Genomic DNA, 26,406 nt, shown 5'->3' with positions numbered 1-26,406 from the left:
CGGCGTTCAGGAATTTGTGGTTGCGTTCTCGGTGTCCGGGGCACCGTACCGGTCGTCCCAGAGCGAGCGGAGGCGTTCGGCGAGGTACTTCTCCCTCCCCTCTTCGACGGGGCGGTAGTAGGGTTTTGGTTCCATACCGTCCGGGAAATACCGTTCACGGACAAAATGGTTCGGAAAATCGTGCGGGTAGCGGTAACCGGCCCCATAGCCCTCCTGCTTCATGAACTTCGTCGGGGCATTGCAGAGGTGCTTCGGCACCGCAAGGTCCTGCAGCGAGGCAGACTCCGCAAGGGCCTGGTTGACGGCAATGTATGATGCGTTCGACTTCGGGCACGAGGCCAGATAGGTCACCCCCTGGGCAAGGTTGATGCGGGCTTCCGGCATGCCGATCAATGTAACCGCCTGAAAAACAGATACGGCGAGGGTTATGGCGTAGGGATCGGCGTTGCCGATATCCTCGCTGGCGAATATGACAAGGCGCCGGGCAATGAAGCGGGGATCCTCTCCCCCTTCAATCATGCGGGCAAGCCAGAACAATGCGGCATCGGGGTCGGAACCCCGCATGGACTTGATGAAGGCAGAGACAGTATTGTAATGCGCCTCCCCGCCATGGTCATAAATCGGTGCACGGTGCTGGAGCGCGCGCTCCAAGAGATCTCTGCCGATAAGCGCCGGATCCTCATCCTCCGCAATAAGCAGAAACGCAGCCTCAAGGGCGTTGAGTGCCTTTCGGGCGTCACCTCCAGAAAACCGGAGGAGGAACTCCATGTCCTCCACCTGCACATGGCGGTCCCGGAACAGCGGATCGACTGAAAGGGCCCGGGTAACGACCAGGCGGATGTCTTCAGGGCCGAGGGATTTAAGGGTATAGACCTGCATCCTGCTGAGCAGGGCGGCGTTGATTTCGAACGAGGGGTTTTCCGTAGTCGCGCCGATCAGCACAACCACACCCTGTTCAATGGCGTGCAGGAGCGTATCCTGCTGCGACTTGTTGAATCGGTGGATCTCGTCGATGAAAAGCAGGGTGCGGATCCCCCTTGCCCTTGAGGATGCAGCGTTTTCAAGCACCCTGCGCACGTCCTTCACACCGGACTCGATGGCGGAAAGCTGCTCGAAGCGGAAGTCGAGCGCCGAGGCGCAGATTTCCGCAAGGGTGGTCTTGCCCGATCCGGGAGGCCCCCAGAAGATCATGGAGGGCAGCTGCCCCCCGCCGAGAAAGCGCCGCAGCGGCCCCATGGGGCCGACAAGGTGCTCCTGGCCGGCCATCTCATCGATGCTTTGGGGCCGAACCCGCTCGGCAAGCGGCTGGAACGCGCCGGCACCCGAAGAGGGCGGAGGTGAGCCGAAAAGGTCCGGCTGGCTGTCCTTCGGAGCTGCCACCTAGAACCCCCTCTCCTGCAGCCATGCCTCGCTGATTACTGATCCGTCGGCCTGTGAAACGCCCGAACCGGTTTGGCGCGCCACATATTTGCCAAGGATGTCGAACTCCAGGTTGACCCGGCTCCCCGCCACGAGGGCGTTAAGGGTAGTATGGGCGAAAGTATAGGGAATGAGGGCGACGGTGAAACGGAGCCCATCGAGACGCGCAACCGTGAGGCTGACTCCGTCGATGGTGATGGAACCGGCAGAAACGATCAGGGGGGAGAACGCTTCGGGGAAGGTGACCGAGATCTCGCGGCTGCTTCCGAGATCACGTACCGAGGATACCGGAGCGGTGCAGTCGACATGGCCGAGGACAAAATGCCCGCCGAGCCGGTCGATGGGGCGGAGCGCGCGCTCAAGGTTCACCAGCGAGCCCTCATGGAGGTCTCCGAGGCTCGTTTTCTTCAGCGTCTCCTCGACGGTATCGACCTCGAACGAGTGCGCCTCAACCCGGACGACGGTCTGGCAGGCACCGTTGATGCTGACACTTTCATCGACCGAGAGGCCTTCAAGGCTCTCTGCTCCGCTGTGACGGACACGGAGCCGGAGGCCCCCCTTTTGACGGGAAAGCCCCTGAACGCGGCCGACATCCTTGATTATTCCGGTGAACATTGCTTTCCTTCCTGTTTGCAGTTTTCCCCAATATATCGCCCCGCCCGTTGCCGGCAAAGCCGCACAACGAAAGAGTGCCGGCTTCACGGCCGGCACCTCTCTCTCTCTCTCTCTGGATAAAAACAGAACCTCAGCTCACTGCAGTGCCTTGAGGGCTGCTGCGTAGTCGGGTTCCTGCACGATTTCGGGCACCTGCTCGCTGTATGCCACACGTCCGTCTGCGTCGACTACGACCACGGCTCGTGAAAGCAGGCCCTTCAGCGGTCCGTCGGTGAGGGTCACGCCATAATCGCGGCCGAACTCGGGGGAACGGAACACGGAAAGCGCAATGACATCCGTCAGCCCCTCAAGCTCGCAGAACCGGTTGTGGGCGAAGGGAAGATCTGCTGAAATACAGAGCACGACCGTGTTGTCGAGTGCTGCGGCTTCCTGGTTGAAGCGCCTGACGGAAGCAGCGCAGACTGCTGTATCCAGACTCGGAAAAATGTTGAGCACCATACGGCGTCCGGCAAAATCAGCAGGACCGGCTTCACTGAGATCGGTTTTCACGAGGCAGAAAAAAGGAGCTTCAGTGCCGACGGCCGGAAGGGTTCCGGAGGTGTGTACAGGGTTGCCCTTGAGGGTGATGGTGGCCATAAACAAATCATTGATTGGTTTGAAAAAAAAAAAGACTCCGAGGAGAAACGAACCGTCTGTCAACGCAGAGAGTTCCCCTCAGTCCCCCGGAAAAACCTGATACCAGCCCTCCACGGCGGCAACCCGCAACGGGACATCGAACAGTTCAGAAAGAAGCGGCGCGGTGAGCATGGTCTCTTTCGGACCGTCGGCGACAATGCGCCCCTCCTTCATATGCACCACCCGGCCGATTTCGGGAGGTATCTCATGGACATGATGGGTCACGAGAAGCACCGTTTTCTCCCGCTGCATCAGCCGGCGAAGTGTCTTGAGGTAGTGGAATGCGGCACTGAGGTCAAGTCCGGAGGTCGGCTCATCGAACAGCAGCAGTTCGGGGTCCAGAAAGAGCGCACGGGCGAGGATGAAGCGACGCTGCTCACCGGTCGAGAGGTCACCAAACCTGCGCTCCCGAAGGCCGCTGAGGCCGAGTTCGTTCATGAGTACTTCCGCCCGGCTCATCTCGTCGGCGCTGAACTCCTGATGCGCCCAGGTACCGATGCTCGCCCTGGCCCCTGAAAGCACCACATCGAGACCCCTCGTTCCCGGGAGGTAGTGCGACTGCAGGTCATGGGAGATGATGCCCTGGCGCCGGCGAAGCAGGTTGACATCCCAGTTCCGGCGGCCGAAGACCTCAAGGGAGCTCTCCGCCATATCGACCGGGTAGAGCTCGCAGGCTGCAAGCTGCAGGAGCGTGCTCTTCCCCGATCCGTTCGGACCGAGGATTGCCGTATGCACCCCGGCCTCCTGCTGGAAAGAAAAACCGGACAGTACCCGTCTTCCGCCGCGGTATGCGGTGACGCTGCGGATGTCGATGGAGAGTTCCTTCACCACGCTCCCCTATTTCCAGAGGCCGCTGCCTTTAGAAAATGCGAACCTGCCCGCCCCGAGAAAAAAGATGGCGAGGGAGCCGAAAAGGAAAAGCGCTTGAAGCTCAAGGACGTAGCCGCCGTGCTCGGAAAAAGAGGTAAGGTCCTTCATGTGTGCCAGATAGACGGCCATCACCATGACGAATGCCTCGGTAAGGGCGGCAAGACGGGTATAGAGGCCGAGGACGATGAAGAGCGGAGCCAGGATCTCACCAACGAGGATGCCGTGGGAGAGATAGGCCGGCAGGTCGGCCTTTTCCAGCATCCCGGCAAGGAAAGCGTAGCCGTGCTGGAGTTTATGCACCCCATGGAACAGCATCAGGCCGCCGACAGAGATGCGCAGCAGGAGTTTACCCAAGTCGCTGTTGTTGACGAATCGCTCAAGCATCGGAAAGTCTCCCGGTTGATTATGGTTGGAAATAGGCTTCAAGCAGGATGTCCCGGCCAAACGCCTTCGATTGCCCGAACTCGAGCTGGACGGCCCCGGAGGGAGCCTCGACTGCGAGGGGTGCGAATGAGGGGAGGGCGTCAGCGCCGAAGAGTTTCGGGGCGATGAACATCAGCAGCTTGTCGGCAAGGCCGGCACGGACAAATGCGGCTGAAAGCCGGCTCCCCGACTCGACAAGGAGAGAAAGCACGTCGCGCCGGTGCAGCTCCCGGAGCACCTGAGAAAGATCGAGCCCTCCCGGGACCTCACGGACGAACACCACTTCAATCCCCTTCTTTTCGGCTGCCGAGGCCTCCGTGGTGCCCTGCATCCTGCCGGCGGCAAAGACCAGGGTCGGGGCGTCGCTGCTGAAGACGGGAGCGTCGAACGGAACCCGGAGCCCGGAGTCCAGCACCACCCGGAGAGGATTCCGCCCCTCCACGTCGCGGACAGTCAGCTGCGCGCGGTCCAGAAGCACGGTCGCCGCACCGGCGAGCACGGCATCATACGTGCTCCGGAGGCGGTGGACCTCCCTGCGGGCTTCGCTGCCGGTAATCCATTTCGATGCGCCATCAGCAGTTGCAATCCGTCCGTCAAGGGTTTCGGCGATCTTCAGGGCCACGAACGGGCGGCCTTTCGTATGACTCGTGATGAACGCCTCGTTCAGGCGCAGGCACTCAGCTTCCAGCACCCCTTCATACACATCGACCCCGCTGTCCCGGAGGCGCATAATCCCCCTGCCGGCAACCTTCGGATTCGGGTCGCGGCACCCGACGACGACCCGGGGTATCATTTTCTCTATGATGAGATCGGAACAGGGCGGCGTTCGCCCGAAATGGGAACAGGGCTCAAGGTTGACGTAGAGGGTGCTGCGTGAAAGGAGTGACGGGTCAGAAACTGCGGCAATGGCGTTCACTTCGGCGTGCGGTCCGCCGCACTGCATATGATACCCTTCCCCGATGACCGAGCCATCACACACGATGAGGGAACCGACCATGGGGTTCGGGCTGACGGAGCCGGCGCCCTGGAGTGCCAGCTCGATGCATCGGGCCATATGGCAGGCGTCAGCCTCTGTCAGCATGTGCAGCCTTTATCGCCCTCTTCAACATGCACCTGCACCAGTCTGATGCCCGAAAGGCGCAGGAGTTCGGCGATATGCTCGATCTTGTAGGGCTTGTCGTAATAGATGGTCTTGATGCCCACGTTGATGAGCACCTTCAAACAGTGGATGCAGGGGCTTGCCGTGATGTATATGTCGGAGTCGCTGATGGAGACCCCGTGCTTGGCCGCCTGAGCGATGGCATTGATTTCAGCATGGATGGTGTTCACGCAGTTCTCCTCCACCGTCCCGTCGGGATGCGTGCTGCGGTAGATCCTGCAGTTGGTCTCGTTGCAGTGCGGCAGGCCGGAGGGCGCTCCGTTGTATCCTGTAGAGAGGATGCTGTGGTCGCGCACGATGACCGCGCCGATATGGCCCCTCGTGCAGGTTGCCCTGCGGGAAATCAGATGAGCGACGCTCATGAAATATTCATGCCATCCCAGCCGTTTTTCAGTCCCCCGGCTCCCTTCGCCCGCGTCATTGCCGCAACAGCAGCCGGCAGTTGTCTCTTCGGCCATAACCCTTTTATTTTCAAGCATTCGTGAAAGAAACCCGACATTTTTTCTAAAATAGAGAAAAAGATCGTCGACACGCAACCTTTCGCCTCCGATGCACCGCAATTACTTTACACTCCTTCACGCACAGGGCGAGCTCCAGCGGGCGCTGGAGGGCGGCATTCTCGAAGGCATCCATTCACAGGCAGAGGGAGAAATGACCCTCAGCTGCACGACCGCCGGCGGCGAACCCATTGAGCTCGTCATCTTCACCCGCAGCCCGCAGGTCTCCCTCTTCACCCGGCACGGGCACCACCGGAAAAAAAGCAACAGCGCGACCCTCTGGAATGAGGTTGCGGAGATGAAAATCAGGGCAGTAGCAATGCACCCCCGGGACAGGGAGCTCTGCATCAGCCTTGGCGATGGCCACACTCTCGCCATCCAGGTGTTCGCAGCCAAAACAGCAGTCCTCCTCCTCTCCCCCGACGGCCGGGTCCAGAGAACGTTCGGAAAAGAAACCGTGCCGCCACACCCGGACATCCCGGGAGAAGACAAGCCCTCCATCGCAGTCGGGCTCCAGCAGCTGGCCGGGTCACCGGAACTGTTTTACCGGCACATCCAGCGGAATGCAGAAAGCGGCAGGGATCCCGGTGCGGGCCTGCCGGGATTCGACCGGGCGCTCGGGCGGGAACTCCTCCGGCGAGCCGGGGGCGACATCTCGATAGAGAACCTCTTCCTGCAGTTCAGCGCCCTTGCCCTTGAGCTCCTGAACCCTACGCCGCATCTCCCTGTTTCAGCATCGGGAACGCCGAAGTTCAGCATCCTCGCCTGCCCGGTTGCTGGAGGGCAAGCGGCAGAGAGCGTCCTTGAAGGGCTCAGGGCATACAGCACCGCAACCCTCAGAAGGATGAACACCGAGGGAAAAATGAAGGAGGTGCAGGGCGCCATTGAAACCCGCCTGAAAAAAATCAGGACGGAGCTCGAAGCAATGGACCCCAAGGCTCTGGAGGAACTTGGCGCAACGCATGAAACCTTCGGCCACCTCCTCATCGCCTCGCTGTACCGGGAGCGCACCGACCCCTCGTCGATAACCGTCGGAAACATCTTCCGGGAGGGCACCCCCTCCCTCACCATCCCGCTGCAGCCGGAACTCAGCCTGCAGCAGAACGCGGCCCGTTACTTCAGAAAAGCAGCCAAAGCGAGGAGCAGCATGGAGGGCATGGAAACACGGAGAGCCGAGCTGGAGCGGCAGGAGGCAACGATCGGGAAGGAACTCCTGCGCTCCATGGAACCCGGGAACCCGCACGAAGCCGCACGGTTCAAAAGGGAGCTGGAGCAACAGCCCTGGGCATCAGTCCTCCAGTCGGGAAAGGGCAATAAAAACAGCGCAACACCCTTCAGAACCATCAGGATCTCCGACACGGCGACCCTCTTCATCGGCAGAAACGCCCTGAACAACGACCTGTTGACCTTCAAGCATGCAAAGCCGGACGACATCTGGCTCCACGCCCGGGGAGCCTCCGGATCGCACTGCGTGCTGAGAGGGTCGGGGCCGGACCATACCGATGAGATCCTCAAGGCAGCCTCCATCGCCGCATGGCATTCATCGGCCAAACATTCCAGCCTGGTCCCGGTCATCCAGACCCTGAAAAAACATGTCCGCCGGGGCAGGAATCTTCCCGCCGGCCAGGTTGTTGTGGAGAGCGAACGAGTGTTCTTTGTGCGCCCATCGAAAGACGGCAGCCAGCAAAACCCCTAACCACAGCCCCCCTTCCACCCCCAAACGACACCAGTCAGAAAACATATGGAAAACTTCAAGCTCGTTCTCCCCGAACACCTCAACCACTACGGATTCCTCTTCGGCGGCAACCTCCTGAAATGGATCGACGAGGTCAGCTACATCGCCGTGACCCTCGACTTCCCCGGCTGCAACTTCGTCACGGTAGCAATGGACCGGGTCGAGTTCCGCAAAAGCATCCGCGGCGGCACCATCCTCCGCTTCGAAACCACGAAGAAGCGCGTCGGACGCACTTCGGTGGAGTACACCGTGCAGGTCTTCACTGAAAAAATAGAGAATCGTGAGCGGGTCATGGCCTTCAGCACCAACATCACCTTCGTCGCGGTTGACGAAGAGGGCAGTAAAACGCCGATACCGTGTTAGTTCTCTGCCACGACACGGTACTGCAGACAGACCTTTAGCGGCTTGACCGGAAAACGGCGGTGGTCAGGCTGACGGTAAGGGTACTGCCGATAACGGCAATGACGACATCAGCCATCCATATAGCCACGGCAGGTGGAAGCACGCCCCACTCGGCCATGTTCTCGCCGGTGATCATCAGCACCCAGTAGAGCACGAAAAAGAGAAGGGAGAGCACTGCGCCGATCCCGAAACCACCCCTGCGGGCAAGAACGCCGAGCGGGGCGCCGATCAGCACGAACACGAAGCAGGCAAACGCAAGGGCATATTTCTTGTGGTATTCGGCCATATACCGGTTGTAGAGCATCTGGTTCATGTCAATGACCTTCAGCTCGCTCTCAACCAGACCGAGCTGCCGGTCGATGTATCCGGCAACAGCCGTAACAGCCCTGACATTGCTTCCGCCCCTGACTTCCGGATAGTTGACGGCGTTGGATGGCGCGACCAACGAAATGGCCTGCTCGAACATGTCGATCGGCATGCTGATTTTGCGTTCGGCCACCTCGACCTGCTGACGGTACTCCTCGGCAACCGAGAGCAGTTCGCGAGCTGACAGCTCATGGCCTCCCGAACGGGCCCGGTTCTCTGAACTTCTGGAAAACCCGAATCCGGTCGATTCAAACACAAACCGGTGCCGGTCAAACTCCATCTTCCTGTAAAGCCGGTGCCCGGGAACCTGCACCTCATGGATCTGGCCATCGGAGAGCATCATGACAAGGTAGCGCCCGTCAGCGGAAAAATCGATGACGCCGTCCTTTGCGGTGATGACACTCCGGTAATCCTTCCGGGTCGCATCATAGATGATGATGTCGCCGATACTGCCGGTTTTTTCATCGGCATGCTGCACCAGGATGGAGTATCCGTCGACGAGCGGTGAAAAGGCGTTTTCAGTGATGCCGAATGTGGGTTTTGCCTTGGCGATGTCGCTCATCAGCGACCGCGCCTTGTATTTGACCTGAGGCTGAACCACGTTGTTGAAGCGTTCAACAAGAAGAGAGAGCAGGAACCCGACAATGACCACAGGCAGCATCAGCCGGTAGAGCGAAAGGCCCGAAGCCCGGAAGACAGTCATTTCCGAGGTGGTCGTCAGGGAGCCGAACGCCATGACAACACCGATGAGCACAGCCATGGGAGCTGCAAGCCCCACCATCCAGGCGGACTGCAGCGCAAGCAGTTCAATGAGCGACATAAAGTCGATCCCCCGGCCGATGAAGCGGTCTGCGAAATTCGCGAAGAACTGGAGGATGAGGACAAACATGATGGTCAGGAAGGCAAGGAAAAACGGACCGACGAGGGACTTGAGTATATAGCGGTCGATGATTTTCATATGCGGGGTTCCTGTTTGGGGGAATATACACAAAAAACAAACCGCAAGGGACCCCGGGATCCCCCGGCCCTCAGGTTCGGATCGAATAAAAAAAAGGACTTACAGGTGGCCGCCGTAAGTCCTTTATGCAAATCGGTGCACTCAACCCGAAAGTCCGTTCATCCCTCCTCGCCGTACTCTTCTGCATTCAGCCAGTGATCCAGATCAGCGCCTTCGGGTTCACCGCTTTCTTTCCAGAGAAAATAAGCCGCAAGCCGAATCCGCTCTTCCCGCTCTTCCTGCGTTTCAGCAGCCCTCTCAAACGTTTCATCTGACATTGTAGTGTATTTTTGATTTAGCCATCGTTACGAACGGTATCAGCATTATGCGTACTGCAAGAAGCAATACGCACCATCCATATTATTGAAGGGGTGCTGATTTAGCAAGGCCGCTCATGTGACGATTGCGCAAACTGAGAGAGACAGGGGTCGCCGGGTTCAGCAGATCCGGCTCCTTTTCAAGGGAGGTATCGCCGCTTTTTTAAACATCGCCCCGATCGTCAGCGGGGACTGATTCCACGTATGAATGAGGGCGCGGATGCTGATCGGGCCGCCTCACGATTCTCCCCCCTTGCAAGGATAACTGCATAGGGGGGGAGGCCTCCTTGTAACAGGCCCGTCGGGAAAAAAAATGGAGAAGGCAAGCACCCGATAAGAGCTGAGCCTACAAAGCGCTGAACAGTAACTTTAGATCCGTTCCGTTCAACCGGTTCATCACATTCACACACGCAACTCCCAATGCCCCCCTTTTTGCGGACCGATATATTTCATCTGACCCGACTTTACCAGTTTGGCAGTAGCCCGCTCAACAGCACGTAACGATTTCCCGATTGCTTCTGCCACCTCACCCAAAGTCAGATAAGGGTCATCTTTCAGCACAGTCATTATCTGCTCAGGAGTTTTCACCGGCGTTTTCACCGGCGTTTTTATGGCATCGTCCCTGAGTTGAAGTTCATGCACTGGTTTGCGGTGAACCGTTGCCGAAAAAAGGCAGGCCTCGTGGTCATCAGTAAAGTCGATATCCGGCCACACGTCAAGTGCCCTTGTAATGCCGGAACCAAGACCGTGATAAGGGAGAAGCCCCTTCGCCACAAAAGAGACCAGAATCGGGTTGCGGATATTTGAATTCCCTGCCCTGATCTTCTCAACAGTCAGGTTGTTGGGCAAATGGCCGGGGCTGATAATCTCGATACGATCGTCGAAAATAAACAGCCGGATCGGTGCGCTGACAAGATAATCACGGTGCACCAGCGCATTGACAAGAAGTTCCTCAAATGCCGCTTCAGGGATCTCCGGGATGCCTGGCGCATTCACACCCCTCCCGCCCTGCTGTTTGTGCAGATTGCGCATGATAAAAGCCAGAGCGTCATCAAAGATTTTCTGAAGCGGCCCGGAAAAGTCCTCGGTATCGAGATACAGGGAAACGTGGACTTTGTTGCCGGGGTAGCGAATTGCCTTCACGATAAACTGTGGCGCAATCCATTACGGTCTCTCGGCAAACATCAGTACGCCTGCCAGGTTGAGGTTCTGATCCTCATTGGCAAGGTTCATATTCTGCAACAGTTTAGCCAAAACCGCCGGGGAGTCCGGATAATCCTGCTTATACACATCGCGAAGGAAGTCTCGAAAGCGTAAATGGTCCAGCCTGTTGATCCCGGCTCTCGTTGGAAGTTCATCTGCATGAAACTGGTTGGTGAACTGGAATAGGCGACGCAGTTCCTCCTTGGAATTCACTCTGCGTTTGTCGGAGCCTGCCTTGAGCCATATCACGCCGTTCTTGTCGAAATAAGGCTTGTCGATTCCCTTGGGAACGGAAAGAACAATCACAATACGGCCGTCTTCGCATGCAACATTTTCCGTCTGAACCATCACTGCGCTTCGAACGAGTTGACTTGACGAATTGCTGATAAGCTGATTGATCCGCGAAACATCCCGGGGCAACAACCCGGGAACAGACCCATCGTCGGCTACCCCGATGAGAATGAGGCCCCCATTGGTATTGGCAAATGCAGCGATTTCAGAAGCTAGCGACTCGGCATTTTTCACATCTGCCTTGAACTGACGACAACTGTCTTCGCCCGTACTGATATGCTTTTTCAGGGATTCCGGGGTCATCGCTTTGAGATTTTGCGGATAATTCGAATAACATCGCACCGATATAACGCCACCGTGAATTCATCTGGACGATACACGATAGAGCGGTGAGAACCCACACGATTTTCACTGTAATAAAGCGATATGGATTCAGGGGTGCAGCATGACACGAAGAAGCAAGGCGCTGAAAGCACCGTTCAATCGGTCAGAAATGAAGAAAGGGTTTACAGGAAAACCCGTAAACCCTTATCTTATATGGTGCACTCGGTAGGACTCGAACCTACAACCCACTGATTAAGAGTCAGTTGCTCTACCATTGAGCCACGAGTGCATGAAACCTTATTTTGCAGGCATCTGGGGAAGCACCGGTACAGTGCCTGCCGGCTGCTGCTGTGGAAGGGCCGGGGCCTCTTCCTGCAGAATGCTTTTGCGTCCCTCAGCCGTTCCGCTCCGCTGGGGCAGGGTAAATTCCGCGATGAAGCAGAAAACCATGACCACACCTGCGAGCACTGCCGTCACCCTGCCGAGAAAATCACCGGTACGACGGACGCCGAGCGTCTGAACAGTGCCGAGACTTGCGATGCCGCCGGTCAGGCCACTGCCGCTTTTCGGGTTCTGCAGCATGATGACCCCGATGAGCATAAGCGATGCAAGCAGAGCCATAATCACGATAAAGACATGCATTGCCGGCCGCTTTAATTAATTCGCAAATATCGTATCTTTCAACTGAACAGGACCTAAATTTAGAAACTTTTAAAAAAAATGCAAGCCGTGTTTTCAGATGCAGGCAAATTCCTTGTCTTTGCCGGCTCAGCGGCTGTTCTATGCGGTCTTTTTCTCCTGATACTTGCAAGGACAGGCCATACGGACCTGTTCGGATGGATAGGAAGGATGCCTCTCGACATACGGATTGAGCGGGAGCATTTCCGGCTCTACTTCCCGCTCGGAACATCCCTCATCCTCTCTGCCCTCTTCTCCCTCATCATCTATCTCATCAACAAATTCAACCACTGATACCCGCCATGCCCGAAGCATCCACCAGCGCCCCCAGACAGGCCACCGTGACGAGAAAAACAAGCGAGACAGACATCAGCGCAACCCTCTCTCTTGATGGTACCGGCACGAGCTCCATCCAGACCGGCGTCGGGTTTCTAGACCACATGCTTACCTCCTTCAGCCGCCACTCCCGCATCGACCTTGCCGTCATCTGCAAGGGAGACCTTGAGGTGGACGACCACCACTCGGTGGAAGATGTCGCCATCGTTATCGGCAGCGCCATCCTGCAGGCTCTGGGTTCGCGTGCAGGCATAAGGCGCTTTGGTTCGGCACTGGTGCCGATGGACGAATCGCTCGCCCGTGCGGCAGTCGACCTCGGAGGACGCAGCTTCGCTGTCGTCAAGGCTGAATTCGGTCGCCCTGTCATCCAGGGCATGTCTACTGAAATGGTCGGGCATTTTTTCACCTCGATCGCCTCGGGCCTGAAGGCCAACATCCACATTGCAGTCCTCGACGGCCACAACACGCACCACATGATCGAAGCCATGTTCAAGGCGTTCGCACTGGCGATGAAAGACGCCGTTTGTATCGAGGGTGGCGGCATCCCCTCTACCAAAGGGGTGCTATAGCAATCGCCTCACGGCCGGACTTAGCGGCAACCCTGCTGAGCATTACAGCTCAGAGAGTTTTTATGTCCGTTTGCGCTCAACCAGATCAATCAATCGCTCACAGGCATTCAGTGCCGTTTCGTAAGCAATGATTTCATCCTCACGAGCGAATGACATATCCTGCACGAACGATTGATAGGCTTTTTTCCAAACAGCTGTCTTGAGCGCTGTCATAACCCGACGAAGCCGTTGCACTAAAGGAATATGACTGCGATTCAAATCATCCGTCATGGCTTGTCGAACAAGGTTTTGAAATGCCCCGTTCGAAGTAATCATGGGTTCCAGTGCCGCCATGTCATGAACATGCCGTATGAGGGTTTTATCCTGGCTTTCATCGTCATCAAGCAGCCTCCATGATAGCGCACTGAGTTTATCGGCAGCTATTTCGACCGGATGGACATACGGCATTGAGCCGATTTCGGCGGGCTGTTGTTCAGTAAGCCCCAGAAGAGATTGAACCGGTTGAAACACAACGGGTATTTTGGGCGGGACAAAGCGAACCTCTACCCGGATGTGTTTTCGTAAGCGACGGCTGGTCGAGAATGTTGCCCCATAATCAAGTTCCAACGAAAAAAATCTACTCTCATCGCGCACCATTGGTTCCGCGAGAAGCGAAAATCCTTCATCGAGCAGAGTCTCAATTATTGTTTTACGCGTTGCTCGATACTGTGTGCGCCCTGCCGGTTGTATTGTGGCTTTGAAATCCACATCCTCGGAAAACCGCTTGATCAGACCTGCTTTGGCCAATGATGTCCCCCCACCAAAAGCCAGCTGCAATCCTGGACTTTGCAGGCCATTCAGCAATCGAAGCGCTCGAACGACATGCCAATCTTTTTCAATGAAGGCTTCATCAGTCGTGACGAGTAGGCCGGCAGCACGCTCAATGGCTGATTTTTTTGGCAGCAGTTGATTACGTGACATGCTCAAACTTCATCGTGTACCCGTTGTATCCAATGTGGCGACGAACACGCTTGCAAACGCCGATAGTGCGTCCCGTTGGAACTTGCGTGCTTTTGCCCTCGTTGTAATCGCGTTCCGCTGCCGTAGGACCTGTGGGGATGCCCATTTTTTGCATCGCCTCAACGGCCAGACTATTGAGGCTTTTGGGAAGGGCTGGCTGTTCATCAAGCGGCGATACAGCAGCGCGGACATAAATCCCTTGACCTATTTTGATAAGCCGCCCCTCTTTGACGAGACGAAGCAAGCAGCGGCCAACCTGATCGTACTGGCCGAGATCCCGAAAGTCCTGACGCAGCACGACAGCATTGCGCTTGCGATCAATGCGCGAGCGAACTTGGGAGAGTAGTGTTGTTCGAAAGCTTTTCATATTGTCATTTTACGACATATTGCATACCAAAACAACATGTAAATAAATCAGTTAGGTCTAAACAAACACAAACCATTCCCCCATTGAAGGTCCCATTGCCCGGGCTTTCGTCCATGTGCGCGGATCCCTATCACCTGCCCTTTCTGCTTTCACCGGCTATCGGCTGGCGGCAATGCGCCTGCCGTATTACTCATGGCTGCAGGCCAGCACATCCAGATCGCCTTGCTTGAGGGTCATGAGAGCCATGACGGCCATGACGGCCATGACGGCCACAACACGCACCACATGATCGAAGCCATGTTCAAGGCGTTCGCACTGGCGATGAAAGACGCCGTTTGTATCGAGGGTGGCGGCATCCCCTCTACCAAAGGGGTGCTGTAGCAATCGCCTCACGGCCGGACTTACCGGCAACCCTGCTCTATGCACATCAAGCTCATGAACGCGACAAGGGCAGGACAATAAAAAAGGCTGCATCCTTCCTGAAAGGTGCAGCCTTTTTATTGTCCTCCGGGCCCTTCGGCCCGGCTTCTGTCGATGGGCCTTACTTGGCGTAGGCGACGGAGCGGCGCTCCCTGACGATCGATACCTTGATCTGTCCGGGGTACTGGGCTTCCGATTCGATCTTGTGGGCGATGTCATGCGCAAGCACGTCGGCCTGCGAGTCGCTCACATTATCACCCTCTACGATGACGCGGATCTCACGGCCTGCCTGCAGGGCATAGGTCTTGAGTACGCCGGGGAACCCCTTGGCAATCTCTTCAAGGCTTTCCAGGCGTTTGACGTTGCCGTCTGCAGTGACGGCGCCGCGCGCTCCGGGCCGTGCCAGTGAAATCACGTTGGCGGCATCGACCAGTTCGGCGATGGGAGACTCCTTTTCAGCCTCGCCGTGGTGGGCGGCAATGGCGTTGAGTACGACAGCGGACTCCTTGAACTTGCGCAGGAATTCGCTGGCGGCAAGGGCGTGCGGCTGGTCGGTGTCGGGAAGCACGAGGCCGATGTCGTGCAGCAGGCCCGCCCGCTTCGCCAGGCGCGGATCAAGCTTGAGCTCGGTCGCCATGATGCCGGCAAGCATGGCCACTTCACGGCTGTGCTGCAGAAGGTTCTGGCCGTACACGCTATGGAACTTCATGGTACCGATGAGCCTGACGATTTCTGCCGGCATGTCGGGGATCTGGAGAGAGGCAAGCGCCTCTTCGCCGGCACTCATGATGACATCAGCCATCTCCTTGCCTGCATCCAGATAAGCCTTCTCGATGGCCACCGGATGGATGACCCCGTCGGCAAGCAGCTTCTTCAGGGTGAGTTTGGCATGCTCGCGGCGAAGCGGGTCGAAGCAGGAAAGGATGACCACCTCGGGGGTGTCGTCAACGATGATGTCCACGCCGGTGGCATTCTCGAACGCCTTGATGTTGCGCCCCTCACGGCCGATGATGCGGCCCTTGAGTTCGTCGCTCTGGATGTGCACCACGGAAAGGGCGTTTTCAGTTGCCTGCTCGAAGGAGATGCGCTGGATGGCGGTAAGAAGGGTCTTCTCAGCCAGGCGGCCGGCATTTTCCTCAGCCTCCTCGTGGATCTTGTGGATGGTCTCGGTAGCCTCTTCGCGGGCCTTGGTAATCATGTTGTCGACGAGCATCTGGCGGGCCTCATCTGCCTGCAGGTTGCTGATGCTCTCAAGGCGCTGGTTCTGCTCGGTGATGATGCGTTCGAGTTCAGTCGCACGGATGCCGACGGTCTCCATCGCCTGGTCGAGTTCCTTCTGCTGGTCCTGCAGCTTGCGCTCGGTGTCGCGGACATCCTGCAACTGCTTCTTCAGCTGCGCTTCACGCTGCTGCACCTGCTTCTGGAGCTGGTTGAACTTATTGTTCTTGATCACCACCTCCTGATCGAACTCCCGGCGCTTTTTCTTCCACTCCTGATTGACTTCGGTGACCTTCAGCTCTTTGTACTCGTTTGCCTCCTTCTGGGCCTCCTGCACGATCTGCACCGCACGCTCTTCAGCTTCGAGGACCTTCGTCGTACCGAGACGCTCGAGGAAGAAACGCCCGAGGAAAAAACCTGCCGCAAAAAACACAACCGAAGCAAAAATGATCAAAAACAGGTTTATGACAATTCCCATTAAAATTACCTCCTTTTTGTGCCCCATTCACTGACTGAAGCACCATTTTAAACAAAAAAATCCGCACCATGGCGAGATGTGTAAGATTCAAGAACCCGTGTGACACGGTGGGTGCCTCCTTCTGGTTTTTTGCTTCCATCGGTGCGGCGCGAACGCTGCACCCGGCAATCCGGACAGGTCCGGAATCCGGCAAGGCCTGCAATCAAAAAGAAGAGTCTGGCTCCCTATTCTTTGATGTTAGTTCTTTTACTTACAAACACCCCGATCTTCTGGTGCGGATATTTTCCTACTTTCAATGTAACTGTTTACTGGAGATTGTCCCCGACAAAAGCGTTGAGCTTCCCGATTCTCTCCTGCAGCCCGGCCATCGTCTCTTCAAGCTGAAGCTTCTCCTCGGCAAGCTCGACGGCAGCGAGTACAGCAAGCCTCAACGGCTCGAATGAGGGTGCCTGCACAGCAAAACGGCGCATCCTCCTGTCGACCTCACCGGCAGCATTCTCAACTGCTTCCCGGGTATCGGCACGAAGCGGGTAGGTATCACCGTAAACATTTACATCAAACTTTTCCATGGCAGATTCTACAAGGTATGACCGTTCCTGAGTTCCATCTCGATCTTCTGCAGGATCAGGACCAGTTTCTGCTTCACCTGCAGCTTTTCAGCGTAGGGGACTGTTCCTGTCATTTCCTTTACCGCTCCTCCATGAGACGGCGTTGTGCCGCCGGGGAGTTTCATCGAGCGGAGCACCTCCTGCAGACTCGCCAGTTCCGACTTCAGCGCCTCGTTCTCTTTGCGGAATGCATCGAGCCGGTTGACAAGCAGACGGGTATTGCCCTCGAGGGTGCCGATACCGGCAAGTATGTCCTCTCCTTTCCGTTCAGGCATGGAACCAAGTAATGTCAGACCTGTCTAATTACCGCACCAAGCTTACTTTCAGCATTGACTCCAACTGTACGAAGAATTTCACTGATCCGCCCTTCCTGCAGGGTTCCGGAATGGTCGGCTATCGAAATCGACAGCCCTACACTCCTCTCTCCGCCACCGCCGGAGCCCCGTTCGAACACGTCGAAAACGGAAACATCCCTGATGAGCGGGTCGCTGGAACGGACAAGGCCGACGAGCGACTGTACGGGAACCGTGCCTGGCAGGATGAATGAAAGATCCCTCTGGACGGCGGGGAATTTTGAAGGCGGGTCGTAGACAACATCAGGGCTGTAGAGCATTTCGAGCACCGAAACATCAAGCTCGACGGTGAAGACATCCTGCTCTATGCCGAACTGTGAAAGCAGAGCGGAATCCAGCCTCATGGCCCGGCCCGCACGCTGTGACCGTTTTTTCTTCCCTTCCGTCAGCTCCAAATCAATACTGACAGTATTTTCATTATAAATATTAACTGCTGATTTATCAAGCAAATTCAGTTTCCCGAGCAGCATCTCGGCCGCTCCGACGGCATCATAGAAGTCTACCCTGTCAGGGGGCTGGTTCCAGCTCCGGGGATAGCGGTTGCCGGTGAGGGCCAGAACCAGCCACTCTTTCTCGCAGTAGGCGCCGAGCGGGCCCTGCTCCGCCGCTCCTGACGGATCGGCCACACTGAAGCCGTGAGCCACTTCGAACAGGCGCATATCACGGTTCCCGTGCCGGATGTTGTGGGCGATGACCTTCAGCATGCCGGGCACGAGCCCCGGCCGAAGGACCTCAAGGCCCTCGCTGATGGGGTTCAGGACACTCACGAGCCCATCACCGAAGGGAGCCGCCTCCTCCCGCCGGATGAGCGGGTTGGTGAGCACCTCCCTGAAATCAAGACCGACTGCGACTCCACGAAGAAAGTCGGGAAAATATCCAGGTCTGGTCCGCGATGCGGGATACGTCGCCGCCAGGCGCCCTGAGGCCTCGATGTTGTCGTAACCATGAAGGCGCGCCACCTCTTCAATGAGGTCGATCTCCTGCAATACGTCGATGCGGCAGGAGGGGACCTCCACCTGCATCACGCCCTCATCCAGAGCAAGGGTCCGGAACCCAATCCGGGCCAGCATCGCCTGCATCGCATCGGTCTCGATTGCGGTGCCGAGCAGCTCGTTTGCCCTCCGGGGCCGGAACGGGAGAACAAGGAGCGCCGGAGAGGGATCACCCTGCAGCGTGGCCTCACCGACTGTTCCGCCGGCCGTTTCGAGGATCAGGGCCACGGCGGCACGGGCTGCGGGTAAGACATTGCGGATATCAATGCCACGCTCGAACCGGTATGAGGAGTCAGATGAAATCCCGGCTTTCCTGGCCGAACGGCGGACGGCCGACGGCGCAAAACAGGCCGCCTCGAGAAGGATGTCCACGGTTCCCTCTCCGACCGCAGAGTCCAGCCCGCCCATGACGCCGGCAAGGGCCACAGGCATTTGGGTGTCGCAGATTACCGGCATGCCCGGTTCCACGGTGCACTGCTCTGCGCCAAGCGTCGTAAATGAGCCGCTGAAGTCGCTGCGCACGATGACGCGCCCGCCCTTAAGCTTCTGGAGGTCGAAGGCGTGGAGCGGCTGGCCGAGTGCGTGGAGGATGAAGTTCGTGATGTCGACGATGTTGTTCTTCGGACGCAGTCCGATGGACTCGAGCCGGGCCGAAAGCCAGCGGGGGGAAGGACCTACGGTAACGCCCCGGATGATGACGCCGACATAGAGCGGGCAAGCCCCGCTGTCCATAACCTGCACCAGGGGAGAGTCAGCGGAAAACTCGAGGGGGGCCTCTTCGGGGAAAAGGATGGCGTCCGGCGCGGAACCGAGCTCCCGGGCTATGCCGAGATGCGAGAGCACGTCGGGGCGGTTGGGGGTGACGGCTATGTCGAGCACGGTGTCCGAGTCAAGGTAACGGGCAAACGGCTCTCCGACGGCATAGGAGGAGTCGAGCTCCATGACTCCTGAGTGGTCGGCCGACAGGCCGAGCTCATCGGCTGCGCATATCATGCCGAACGAACGCTGGCCGCGGATCTTTGAAGGCTTGATGACGAAAGAGGTTCCGTCCTGCATGGTGAGGCGGGAACCCTCGGTCGCAACAGGAACCAGCATCCCCTCGGCCACGTTCGGAGCACCGCAGACGATCTGCAGCGGCTCTTCAAGTCCGGTGTCGACCATGCAGATCCGGAGGCGGTCGGCATCAGGATGCAGAGCGACGGACTGCACCCGCCCGACCACAACCCGCAGGTCAGGCAAGGGAGTCGACTCCACATCCTCAACCTCGAGGCCGAGGAAGGTGAGCTTTTCGACAAGGGAGGTGATATCCGGGGAAAAGGACGGAAGGAAATCTTTGAGCCAGTTGACAGATATTTTCATAGAAGAGAAAATCTGCGTTCATGAATAAAAAAAGCCCTGTACCGGCAAAGGACAGAGCTTTGAAGTGTGACCCCAACGGGATTCGAACCCGTCCCGCCACCTTGAAAGGGTGGTGACCTAACCGCTAGTCGATGGGGCCAAAAAACATGGGTGAATGAGGGGACTCGAACCCCCGACCTCCAGGGCCACAACCTGGCGCTCTAACCAACTGAGCTACAATCACCATAGAAAACCTTAAACTCCCGGACTTCCAATGGTGTGCCCGACTGGACTCGAACCAGTAACCCTCAGCTTAGAAGGCTGATGCTCTATCCATTGAGCTACGGGCACGTCGTCACTCCCGGAACCTCATCAGTCGGGGCACCGAGACTCGAACTCGGGACCTCCTGCTCCCAAAGCAGGCACGCTACCAGCTGCGCCATGCCCCGTTTCTTAACGGAAGGCTCCAAATATACCATCCCGTCCAGAAGAATCAAAGAAAAATAAAGCGCGTAACAAAAAAAGTGACGATTCAACGACCAGCCGTCCCGAACGGGGTGAGCAGCCTTCCGCCGAGGCGCAGCAGCTCAAGCTCGCGGAGCTTTCTGTCATAGCGGGCACCGGCCCTGCTTTTTTCAGCCCGGATCAGGTTCAGCTGTGCTTCACGGAACGTGGTTCCTGTCGATTGGCCGAGCACATAGAGTTCACGGGTGCGCTGGAAATTGAGCCGCGCCGACTCGATGTTCCGTTCCTCGAACCGGAGCACATCACGGCTTATGGACCATGCGTCCCACCCGTCCCGGAGCTCCTGCAGGAGCTGCTGGAGAGCCCGGTCGTGGCGCAGACGGCTGTTAAGCCAAGCAATCCGGGCGTTTTCAGTCTTTATGGCGGTCTGGCGACCGTTGAAAATCGGCCAGTTCACCACCACCCCTCCGGACGCGCCCGGCGTCGTGCCATTCAAGCCTATGTCCCGGCCCGCGGCGTAGCGGCTGAGGCCCCATCCGGCCTGAAGGGAAACTTCGGGGTACTGTTCCGAACGGGCGATGAGCATAAGGAGGCGCTGATCGAGCACCTCCCCGCCGCTTGCCAGATAACCGGCATTGGTTCCGAGGGCACTCACCCGGAGCGAGTCGAGGGGCGGAAGAGCGGAAAACACGACGGAGTCAGCTATCGCATAGTGATGGCCGACCCGATGGCCGAGCAGGACGTTCAGCCTGCGCATTGCGGTTTCCCGTCCGAGACGGGCATTCAGGAGCGTCACCTGGTCATTGTTGGCGTCCACTTCGGCGGAGAGCACCTCCTGGGTGTTTGCCTGTCCGTAATCCCTCCGCAGCTTCGCCCGTCGGAGGCGCTCATCGGATATCTCCACAGCCTGCATTGATGCATGCAGCTCTTCGAGTGAGTTGGCCGCACCGTAATAGGCTCTGGCGACATCCATGACAACGATCTCGATACGTTCCCGGGCCTTCAGGGTGCCGAGCCTGCCGCTGTTCTTGAGTCTGGTGAAGGTCCGGATGCTGCCGAAACCGTCGAAGAGGGTGTAGCTCGCCTGCAGCTCCGCCGCCGTGGTGGTTGACTCGACAGACGACGCCGGCGCTCCCTTTCCGGGGTCATGCCATGAGACGGACGAAACGGCCGAGAGTTTCGGCAGAAGGCCGGCATTGCCGATGTGGACCCCGTTACGGGCGATCTCCTCTTCCCCTCTGGCGACCTGAATGTCGGTATTGTGCCCGAGGGCCCGAATGAGGGCATCTTCGAGTGTGAGGCGCTCGATTGCCGTGGAATCGCTCGTTGCGAAGTCACCTGAACCGGCCGCTCTCGACGCAACCGGAGCCAGTGCGAAAAAGATGCAGAGAACGAACGGGACCATTCCAGAGAATGCCCGCCCGGCCCGTCGATGGCTATTGTTCACGGCTGAAAACCTCCTCCCGCCATGCCGGCTCGGCCTCTTCGGGCGTCACGGGGCGACGGGCGATGAATGAATGGATCCTGCGTCGGGCCGCGTTATGCAGCACAAGCAGCGCAGGGATGATGATGAGTGTCAGGGTTGTGCCGAACAGCAGCCCGTAAGCCACCGATATGGCCATCGGTGAGAGGAACTGCGCCTGGCGGCTCTGCTCGAAGATGAGCGGACCGAGCCCGGCTACGGTGGTGATGGTCGTGAGGATGATGGGGCGGAACCGGCTGAGTCCGACCTCATACAAAGCGTCCTGGAACGGCACGCCCTCCTTGATGCGGCTGTTGAAGCTGCTGATGAAGACAAGGGAATCGTTGACAACGATGCCGATGAGGGCGATGACCCCGAACAGCGACAGGATGCTGAGGATGTAGCCCTGGATGAAATGGCCCCAGGCGACACCGATGAGGGCGAGGGGCAGAAGCAGCATCACGAGGAGAGCCTGACTGAACGAGCGGAAGGTGATGACGATGATGAGGTACATGATGAAGAGCAGCGCAGGAAAGGCGATGCGCATCGAGCCGGTGGTCTTGCCGCTCTCGCGGCTCTGCCCCTCGAAATTGAAGCTGACGTCGGGATAGGCGGCAAGTATGGGGGGCATGATGTTCCGGCTGACAACGTCGAGCAGCTGCGGCACCGATGTTTTGGGATCGGCGATATCAGCTTCGATCTTTACGACACGCTGTGCGTCGATATGCTTGATGGAGGAAATTCCACGGCTGACGGAAAGATCTGCAATCTCCCTGAGCGGAATGGAACGTCCGTCGTCGAGCCGGATGAACATCGTCTCGAGCGCACCGATTGTTGAACGCTCATCCTCGCCGTATCGGACCCATACCTTCACTTCATCAATGCCGCGCACCAGACGCTGGGCTTCCTGGCCGAAAAACGCACTGCGCACCCTGTTCATGACCTCACCGGTCGTCAACCCGAGCGCGTAGGCCTTCTCCTTCAGCCGTACCCGCACCTCCTGGAGACCCGGTGGGTCGTTGTCGGCGACATCCTTAAGCTGCTCCATCCCCTTCAGCTCCTCCTCGAGCATACGCCGGGCGCCGTCGAGCTGGGCGAGGTTGTCGCTTTTCAGCGCGATGGAAACCGGCATGCCCCAGAATCCCCCGCCGCCGACCAGGAGCTTGCTCGCCCCGGGAACGGGTCCGATGGCATCACGGAACCGGTTGCCCGTCTCGAGGCTGCCGATCGAGCGGAGCCGGCTGTCGACAAGGGTGACCCGCAGTCCGCCCTGGTGGCCCTCGGGTCCGATGTCGCGGGCAATCGCCGCCACAAGCCCGTTCTCGCCACCCTCGCTCTGCCGGTAAGCATCATCGACATCCCTGATCCGCTGCTCCATCCGGGCAAGCGCCCCGGCCGTCACGCCGCCCGGTGTGCCGGTTGGCATTTCCAGGGTGATCTGGACGTTGTCGTGCTCGATGACCGGAAAGAACGTCGCCTTGATGAAGCCGCCCCGCATGGCGCCGAAGGTGATGATGAGAAGAGCCACCGGCACTGCCGCCGTAATGAGCGGGTTGGCGATGCTGAAACGCAGGATCGGAGCATAGAGCACATCGCGCTGGAAATGGAGGAACTCCTCCGACTTGCGGAGCAGCCAGCTCTTTGCCTCCGGGCGGCCGTGCAGCGACTTTGAGTGGGCAATGTGGGCCGGAAGGATGAAGATGCTTTCGAGAAGCGACACCAGGAGGGTCGTAGAGGCGACGAAAGCGATGTCCTTGACCCGCTGGCCAAGGTCCCCGTCGAGGAACAGGAACAGGAAGAAGAGGACTACGGAGGTGAGCACCGCCGCCGTAACGGAGGGAATGACCTCCATCGTGCCGTTCAGTGCAGCCTCAAGGGGCTTCTCGCCTTTTTCGTAACGCTGGTAGATGCTCTCGGCAATCACGATGCCGTCGTCGACAATGATGCCGACCACCAGAATCATTGCCAGCAGCGAGACTACGTTGATCGACAGACCGTAGAGTGAACCGAGCATGAACATGCCGGCGAACGAGAACGGGATGCCGGCCGCAACCCAGAGTGCGAGGCGGGGGTTGAGAGAAAAAGCCAGAAACAGGACAACAAGCACCATGCCGACAAACCCGTTGCTGCTGAGGATGTCGGCCCGCTCCTTCACGATGGCCGAACCGTTACGGAGAATGTCGACCTGGATGTCCGCATGGCGCCGGTCAAAAGCCTCGACGACCGTTTGTGCCTTCCCGACGATTTCAAACATGTCCTGGTCTGCGCTCCGCTCGATGTCCAGGATGACTGCCGGCTTGCCGTTGAACCAGCTCCTGTCGGGATCATCCGACCAGCGGTCGCGGACATCGGCCAGGTCGCCGAGGCGCACCACAGCACCGTTTGCGCCGGAGCGGACCACGATGCTCTTGAGGTCAGAGGCCTGATAGCCCTTGCTGTCAGCCCGGATGAGCAGTTCCTCGCGGGAGCCCCGGATGGTGCCGCCGGTGATTTTGACGTTGGCACGGCTGACAGCGGCCGCCACGTCGCTGAACGTTATCCCGTAGGCCCGCATGTCGTTTTCACGAAGGCCGACCTCGATCTCCTCCAGAGGAAATCCGCTGAGGGTGATGCGGGTCGCCGCACCGCTGTTGCGGAGCTCGCGCTCAAGGCTCCGGGCGTATCCCTTCAGGGTCCTGAGATCGACGTCGCCATACAGGGAGTAGGCGATGACAAAGTCCATCCGTTCCTGCTTGTATATCCTCAGCTGCTCGAGTTCGGCAGGAAACGAGCTGATCTGGTTCACCGAATTGGTCACCTCCTGCAGAAGGTCGTTGGCATCGAACCCCTTCTTGAGCTCAACGGTCACCGTCATGCTGTTTTCCGTCGATACGGAGGTCACCCGGTCGATGCCGTTCACGCCTTTCAGCCGGTCTTCGATCTTCAAGGTAACGGCCTCCTCTATCTCCTCGGGCGAAGCGCCGGGATAGAGTGCGCTGACATAGATGAAATTGGGAGGGATGTCGGGAAAGAAGGTGGTCTTGATCTGGGTGAACGACACCAGACCGAACAGGATGACGGCAAGGAACAGCACATTGCCGAGCACCGGGTAGCGGACGAAATGACGGATGAGGGCTTTCACTTTCTCTTTTCACCCGATGAAGTGCGCCGAAGAAGAGGGGTCGCATCCATCCCCTCACGCATGCCGCCAGGAGGGTCAAGCACGATCATGCTCCCGTCCGGCAGGCCGCGCACCGCCGCCCGGTCACCCGAAGCCGCAGCCACCCGCACCGTCCTCAACGCCACAAGAGAATCCTCTATCACGAAAAGCCGGTCCCCCTCCCGCAGCAGCCGGCGGGGAACGGCAAAAGCTGAATCGAGCGAAATCTCCTGGCGGGCGGTAAGGAACATGCCATCGCGCAGGCGGGGATCGGCCACCTCGATATAGACCGATACGGTCTGGGTTGAGGGCGAAATAGCCCTGTTGACGCGCCGGACCACACCGCTGAATGTCCCGTCGATATCTTCTGAAGAGAGGGTGACGGGACTGTCAGCTTCAAGGAAACCGGCATCACGCAGGCCTACGGAGGCTTCAAGTTCATAGATACCGGAAGCCGAAAACTCTCCGATCTTCTGGCCGGTGCGCACAAGGGTCCCGGGGTTGAGGGCGGAGAGGGTGACCTGACCGTCAAAGGGTGCCGTTATGCGGTAGCGCTCGAGCGTCTCCTCCATGCTCCTGACCGCATAGAACCGGTCGTATATCCCCCGCGCGGCAAGGTAGTTGCGTTCGCGGTCTGAAGAGGCAGCGGGCAGCATTGAAAGCGGGGAATCGATGCGGAACGCTCCTACATGGGCCTTCCACTTTTCAGCTTCTTCGGGGAAATCGATGATGAGGTCGGGAAGGACGAGGGTAAGCTGGCTGAGGAGCCGGCTTTTCTCGGCAAGGACACTGTTGCGGTAGACGGCATCATCAAGCAGAAGGAGGGTCTCCCCTTTCCGGAAATGGCTGCCCTCCCTGAACGGGTTGGAGGCATCGCGGAATATACCCGGGACTTCAGCATAAATCTCGATTTTCCGGAGCGCCTCGATGGGGCCGCTCATCTCAAGAGGAAGGAGTACCCGGCCGTTGGCGACGGTATCGAGCGGAACCGGCTGGAATGCTGCCGGCTTCATTGCGGGTTTTTCCGGGGGAGTCTGCTTTCGTGAAAGAAAAGCCGCGATGGCAAACCCGATAAGGAGGACTGCGAGGGCCGCAAGGATGGAGGGGAACCGTTTAGGACGCATGACTGTAATGGTATGATGCAGAATGGGGCCGTTCGTTCCGGAGCCCGGCCTCAGGGAAGCATGCCGAAGTACCCGGCAACAATGGCTTTCAGGTTGTCGTGGAAAAGCAGGTCGAGTGCCTCGCCGGGAGAGACGATTCTGCGGCGGCGCTGGTGCATTTCATCCCACTCGTCGAGCATCGATTCAATGAAAAAAGGATAGACCTCCACAGAAAACTGCCTGCCGAACTTCCGGTACCGGTACTCCCCTGCCGACTCTGCACCGACCCTTCCGAGAAGACCGGCCTCCTCAAGAGCCTCCTTGGCTGCCGAATCCGGCGCCGAAAGCCCTTTGGCGACATAACCCTTCGGAATGATCCAGCGCTCAGAGCGCCGGGCCGTGATGAGCACCACTCTCTCGTCGAGGACGGGGATGACCCCGGACTGGCGGAATAGTTTCTTCACCCTTTCTGCCATACTGCTCACTGCCGTTCAGATGCCGGGAAGCGGCCATAGGGCAGGCTGCACCCGTCAAGATTTCCTGAAAACAATTGTTTACTGCCATGTACGGGTCCGCCGTCGGGAGAAA

The 26,406-nt window shown here is 58.3% G+C and carries 25 protein-coding genes, 5 tRNA genes and 2 pseudogenes; 5 read left to right on the top strand and 27 right to left on the bottom strand.

Features of this window, described 5'->3' with window-relative positions; all coding sequences use genetic code 11:
- Positions 1 to 6 precede the first annotated feature (6 nt).
- The 7 genes from PLUT_RS03830 to PLUT_RS03800 all read right to left on the bottom strand — a co-directional run bounded on the left by PLUT_RS03830 (position 7) and on the right by PLUT_RS03800 (position 5,619).
- A complete protein-coding gene (locus PLUT_RS03830; protein WP_011357481.1) occupies positions 7 to 1,380 on the bottom strand; it encodes a replication-associated recombination protein A in 1,374 nt (457 codons plus the stop codon).
- Positions 1,381 to 2,034, bottom strand: a complete 654-nt coding sequence (locus PLUT_RS03825; RefSeq protein ID WP_011357480.1) for a riboflavin synthase — start codon at positions 2,032 to 2,034, stop codon at positions 1,381 to 1,383.
- Positions 2,035 to 2,169: 135 nt separating this feature from the next.
- A complete protein-coding gene (gene tpx / locus PLUT_RS03820) occupies positions 2,170 to 2,670 on the bottom strand; it encodes a thiol peroxidase (protein WP_041463783.1) in 501 nt (166 codons plus the stop codon).
- A gap of 78 nt (positions 2,671 to 2,748) precedes the next feature.
- Positions 2,749 to 3,537 (bottom strand): ABC transporter ATP-binding protein, encoded by a 789-nt coding sequence (locus tag PLUT_RS03815; protein ID WP_011357478.1) that lies wholly within the window; start codon positions 3,535 to 3,537, stop codon positions 2,749 to 2,751.
- 9 nt (positions 3,538 to 3,546) lie between these two features.
- Positions 3,547 to 3,963 carry a DoxX family protein gene (locus tag PLUT_RS03810; RefSeq protein ID WP_011357477.1) on the bottom strand — a complete coding sequence of 139 codons (417 nt, stop codon included), beginning with the start codon at positions 3,961 to 3,963 and terminating at the stop codon, positions 3,547 to 3,549.
- A 19-nt stretch (positions 3,964 to 3,982) separates the two neighbouring features.
- Positions 3,983 to 5,083 carry a bifunctional diaminohydroxyphosphoribosylaminopyrimidine deaminase/5-amino-6-(5-phosphoribosylamino)uracil reductase RibD gene (ribD, locus tag PLUT_RS03805; RefSeq protein ID WP_011357476.1) on the bottom strand — a complete coding sequence of 367 codons (1,101 nt, stop codon included), beginning with the start codon at positions 5,081 to 5,083 and terminating at the stop codon, positions 3,983 to 3,985.
- Positions 5,077 to 5,619, bottom strand: a complete 543-nt coding sequence (locus PLUT_RS03800; protein WP_041464038.1) for a deoxycytidylate deaminase — start codon at positions 5,617 to 5,619, stop codon at positions 5,077 to 5,079. Before PLUT_RS03800 ends, ribD begins: the two co-directional genes overlap by 7 nt.
- A gap of 91 nt (positions 5,620 to 5,710) precedes the next feature.
- Between PLUT_RS03800 and PLUT_RS03795 the strand changes: the two genes are divergently transcribed.
- Entirely contained in the window at positions 5,711 to 7,354 is a 1,644-nt protein-coding gene (locus tag PLUT_RS03795; protein ID WP_011357474.1) for an NFACT RNA binding domain-containing protein, read from the top strand.
- Between the two features lie 45 nt (positions 7,355 to 7,399).
- Positions 7,400 to 7,756 (top strand): acyl-CoA thioesterase, encoded by a 357-nt coding sequence (locus PLUT_RS03790; RefSeq protein ID WP_011357473.1) that lies wholly within the window; start codon positions 7,400 to 7,402, stop codon positions 7,754 to 7,756.
- A gap of 34 nt (positions 7,757 to 7,790) precedes the next feature.
- Here the strand turns inward: PLUT_RS03790 and PLUT_RS03785 are convergent, their stop codons facing one another.
- The 6 genes and pseudogenes from PLUT_RS03785 to secG form a co-directional block, all read right to left on the bottom strand.
- Complete coding sequence (locus PLUT_RS03785) at positions 7,791 to 9,119, bottom strand: LptF/LptG family permease (RefSeq protein WP_011357472.1); 1,329 nt, start codon at positions 9,117 to 9,119, stop codon at positions 7,791 to 7,793.
- 158 nt (positions 9,120 to 9,277) lie between these two features.
- Positions 9,278 to 9,436 carry a DUF2934 domain-containing protein gene (locus PLUT_RS11410; RefSeq protein WP_081423672.1) on the bottom strand — a complete coding sequence of 53 codons (159 nt, stop codon included), beginning with the start codon at positions 9,434 to 9,436 and terminating at the stop codon, positions 9,278 to 9,280.
- Between the two features lie 441 nt (positions 9,437 to 9,877).
- The gene (locus tag PLUT_RS12130) at positions 9,878 to 10,042 is read right to left on the bottom strand and encodes a winged helix-turn-helix transcriptional regulator (protein ID WP_420825877.1); all 165 of its coding nucleotides are present in this window, start codon (positions 10,040 to 10,042) and stop codon (positions 9,878 to 9,880) included.
- 66 nt (positions 10,043 to 10,108) lie between these two features.
- A pseudogene (locus PLUT_RS12125) lies at positions 10,109 to 11,272 on the bottom strand (RNA-binding domain-containing protein); the annotation flags it as partial.
- A gap of 235 nt (positions 11,273 to 11,507) precedes the next feature.
- Positions 11,508 to 11,582: transfer RNA gene (locus PLUT_RS03770), tRNA-Lys, on the bottom strand.
- 8 nt (positions 11,583 to 11,590) lie between these two features.
- Entirely contained in the window at positions 11,591 to 11,935 is a 345-nt protein-coding gene (secG, locus tag PLUT_RS03765) for a preprotein translocase subunit SecG (RefSeq protein WP_011357471.1), read from the bottom strand.
- A gap of 78 nt (positions 11,936 to 12,013) precedes the next feature.
- Here secG and PLUT_RS03760 point away from each other — a divergent pair, with 78 nt between their 5' ends.
- Positions 12,014 to 12,265, top strand: a complete 252-nt coding sequence (locus tag PLUT_RS03760) for a DUF2905 domain-containing protein (RefSeq protein WP_011357470.1) — start codon at positions 12,014 to 12,016, stop codon at positions 12,263 to 12,265.
- 8 nt (positions 12,266 to 12,273) lie between these two features.
- Positions 12,274 to 12,876 carry an imidazoleglycerol-phosphate dehydratase HisB gene (hisB, locus tag PLUT_RS03755; RefSeq protein ID WP_011357469.1) on the top strand — a complete coding sequence of 201 codons (603 nt, stop codon included), beginning with the start codon at positions 12,274 to 12,276 and terminating at the stop codon, positions 12,874 to 12,876.
- Between the two features lie 60 nt (positions 12,877 to 12,936).
- Here hisB and PLUT_RS03750 read toward each other — a convergent pair whose 3' ends face one another.
- Both PLUT_RS03750 and PLUT_RS11405 read right to left on the bottom strand, forming a co-directional pair.
- Positions 12,937 to 13,836 (bottom strand): nucleotidyl transferase AbiEii/AbiGii toxin family protein, encoded by a 900-nt coding sequence (locus PLUT_RS03750; protein ID WP_011357468.1) that lies wholly within the window; start codon positions 13,834 to 13,836, stop codon positions 12,937 to 12,939.
- Entirely contained in the window at positions 13,826 to 14,242 is a 417-nt protein-coding gene (locus PLUT_RS11405) for a DUF6088 family protein (protein ID WP_011357467.1), read from the bottom strand. Before PLUT_RS11405 ends, PLUT_RS03750 begins: the two co-directional genes overlap by 11 nt.
- 264 nt (positions 14,243 to 14,506) lie before the next feature.
- Between PLUT_RS11405 and PLUT_RS11400 the strand changes: the two are divergent.
- A pseudogene (locus tag PLUT_RS11400) lies at positions 14,507 to 14,623 on the top strand (imidazoleglycerol-phosphate dehydratase); the annotation flags it as partial.
- Positions 14,624 to 14,783: 160 nt separating this feature from the next.
- On the opposite strand, the gene rny reads toward PLUT_RS11400, so the two are convergent.
- The 12 genes from rny to PLUT_RS03680 form a co-directional block, all read right to left on the bottom strand.
- Entirely contained in the window at positions 14,784 to 16,358 is a 1,575-nt protein-coding gene (rny, locus tag PLUT_RS03735) for a ribonuclease Y (protein ID WP_011357466.1), read from the bottom strand.
- A gap of 305 nt (positions 16,359 to 16,663) precedes the next feature.
- On the bottom strand, positions 16,664 to 16,927 hold the full coding sequence (locus PLUT_RS03730; protein ID WP_011357465.1) for a cell division protein ZapA: 264 nt from the start codon (positions 16,925 to 16,927) through the stop codon (positions 16,664 to 16,666).
- A gap of 8 nt (positions 16,928 to 16,935) precedes the next feature.
- Positions 16,936 to 17,241, bottom strand: a complete 306-nt coding sequence (locus PLUT_RS03725) for a hypothetical protein (protein ID WP_011357464.1) — start codon at positions 17,239 to 17,241, stop codon at positions 16,936 to 16,938.
- A gap of 14 nt (positions 17,242 to 17,255) precedes the next feature.
- Complete coding sequence (gene pheT, locus PLUT_RS03720) at positions 17,256 to 19,670, bottom strand: phenylalanine--tRNA ligase subunit beta (RefSeq protein WP_011357463.1); 2,415 nt, start codon at positions 19,668 to 19,670, stop codon at positions 17,256 to 17,258.
- A 67-nt stretch (positions 19,671 to 19,737) separates the two neighbouring features.
- Positions 19,738 to 19,809 (bottom strand) — tRNA-Glu (locus tag PLUT_RS03715).
- A gap of 9 nt (positions 19,810 to 19,818) precedes the next feature.
- Positions 19,819 to 19,894, bottom strand: a tRNA-His gene (locus PLUT_RS03710).
- Positions 19,895 to 19,924: 30 nt separating this feature from the next.
- Positions 19,925 to 20,000: transfer RNA gene (locus PLUT_RS03705), tRNA-Arg, on the bottom strand.
- A gap of 25 nt (positions 20,001 to 20,025) precedes the next feature.
- Positions 20,026 to 20,098: transfer RNA gene (locus tag PLUT_RS03700), tRNA-Pro, on the bottom strand.
- 83 nt (positions 20,099 to 20,181) lie between these two features.
- Positions 20,182 to 21,519: a TolC family protein gene (locus tag PLUT_RS03695; RefSeq protein ID WP_011357462.1), complete on the bottom strand. Its 1,338-nt coding sequence runs from the start codon at positions 21,517 to 21,519 to the stop codon at positions 20,182 to 20,184.
- A 31-nt stretch (positions 21,520 to 21,550) separates the two neighbouring features.
- On the bottom strand, positions 21,551 to 24,697 hold the full coding sequence (locus tag PLUT_RS03690; RefSeq protein WP_011357461.1) for an efflux RND transporter permease subunit: 3,147 nt from the start codon (positions 24,695 to 24,697) through the stop codon (positions 21,551 to 21,553).
- Positions 24,694 to 25,839, bottom strand: coding sequence for an efflux RND transporter periplasmic adaptor subunit (locus tag PLUT_RS03685; RefSeq protein WP_011357460.1), 1,146 nt, complete (start codon positions 25,837 to 25,839; stop codon positions 24,694 to 24,696). Before PLUT_RS03685 ends, PLUT_RS03690 begins: the two co-directional genes overlap by 4 nt.
- 50 nt (positions 25,840 to 25,889) lie before the next feature.
- Positions 25,890 to 26,294 (bottom strand): NUDIX hydrolase, encoded by a 405-nt coding sequence (locus PLUT_RS03680; protein ID WP_011357459.1) that lies wholly within the window; start codon positions 26,292 to 26,294, stop codon positions 25,890 to 25,892.
- Positions 26,295 to 26,406 lie beyond the last annotated feature (112 nt).

The sequence above is a fragment of the Pelodictyon luteolum DSM 273 genome, from assembly GCF_000012485.1.
GTDB lineage: Bacteria > Bacteroidota > Chlorobiia > Chlorobiales > Chlorobiaceae > Chlorobium > Chlorobium luteolum.
This window is presented reverse-complemented; position numbering and strand designations above follow the sequence as displayed.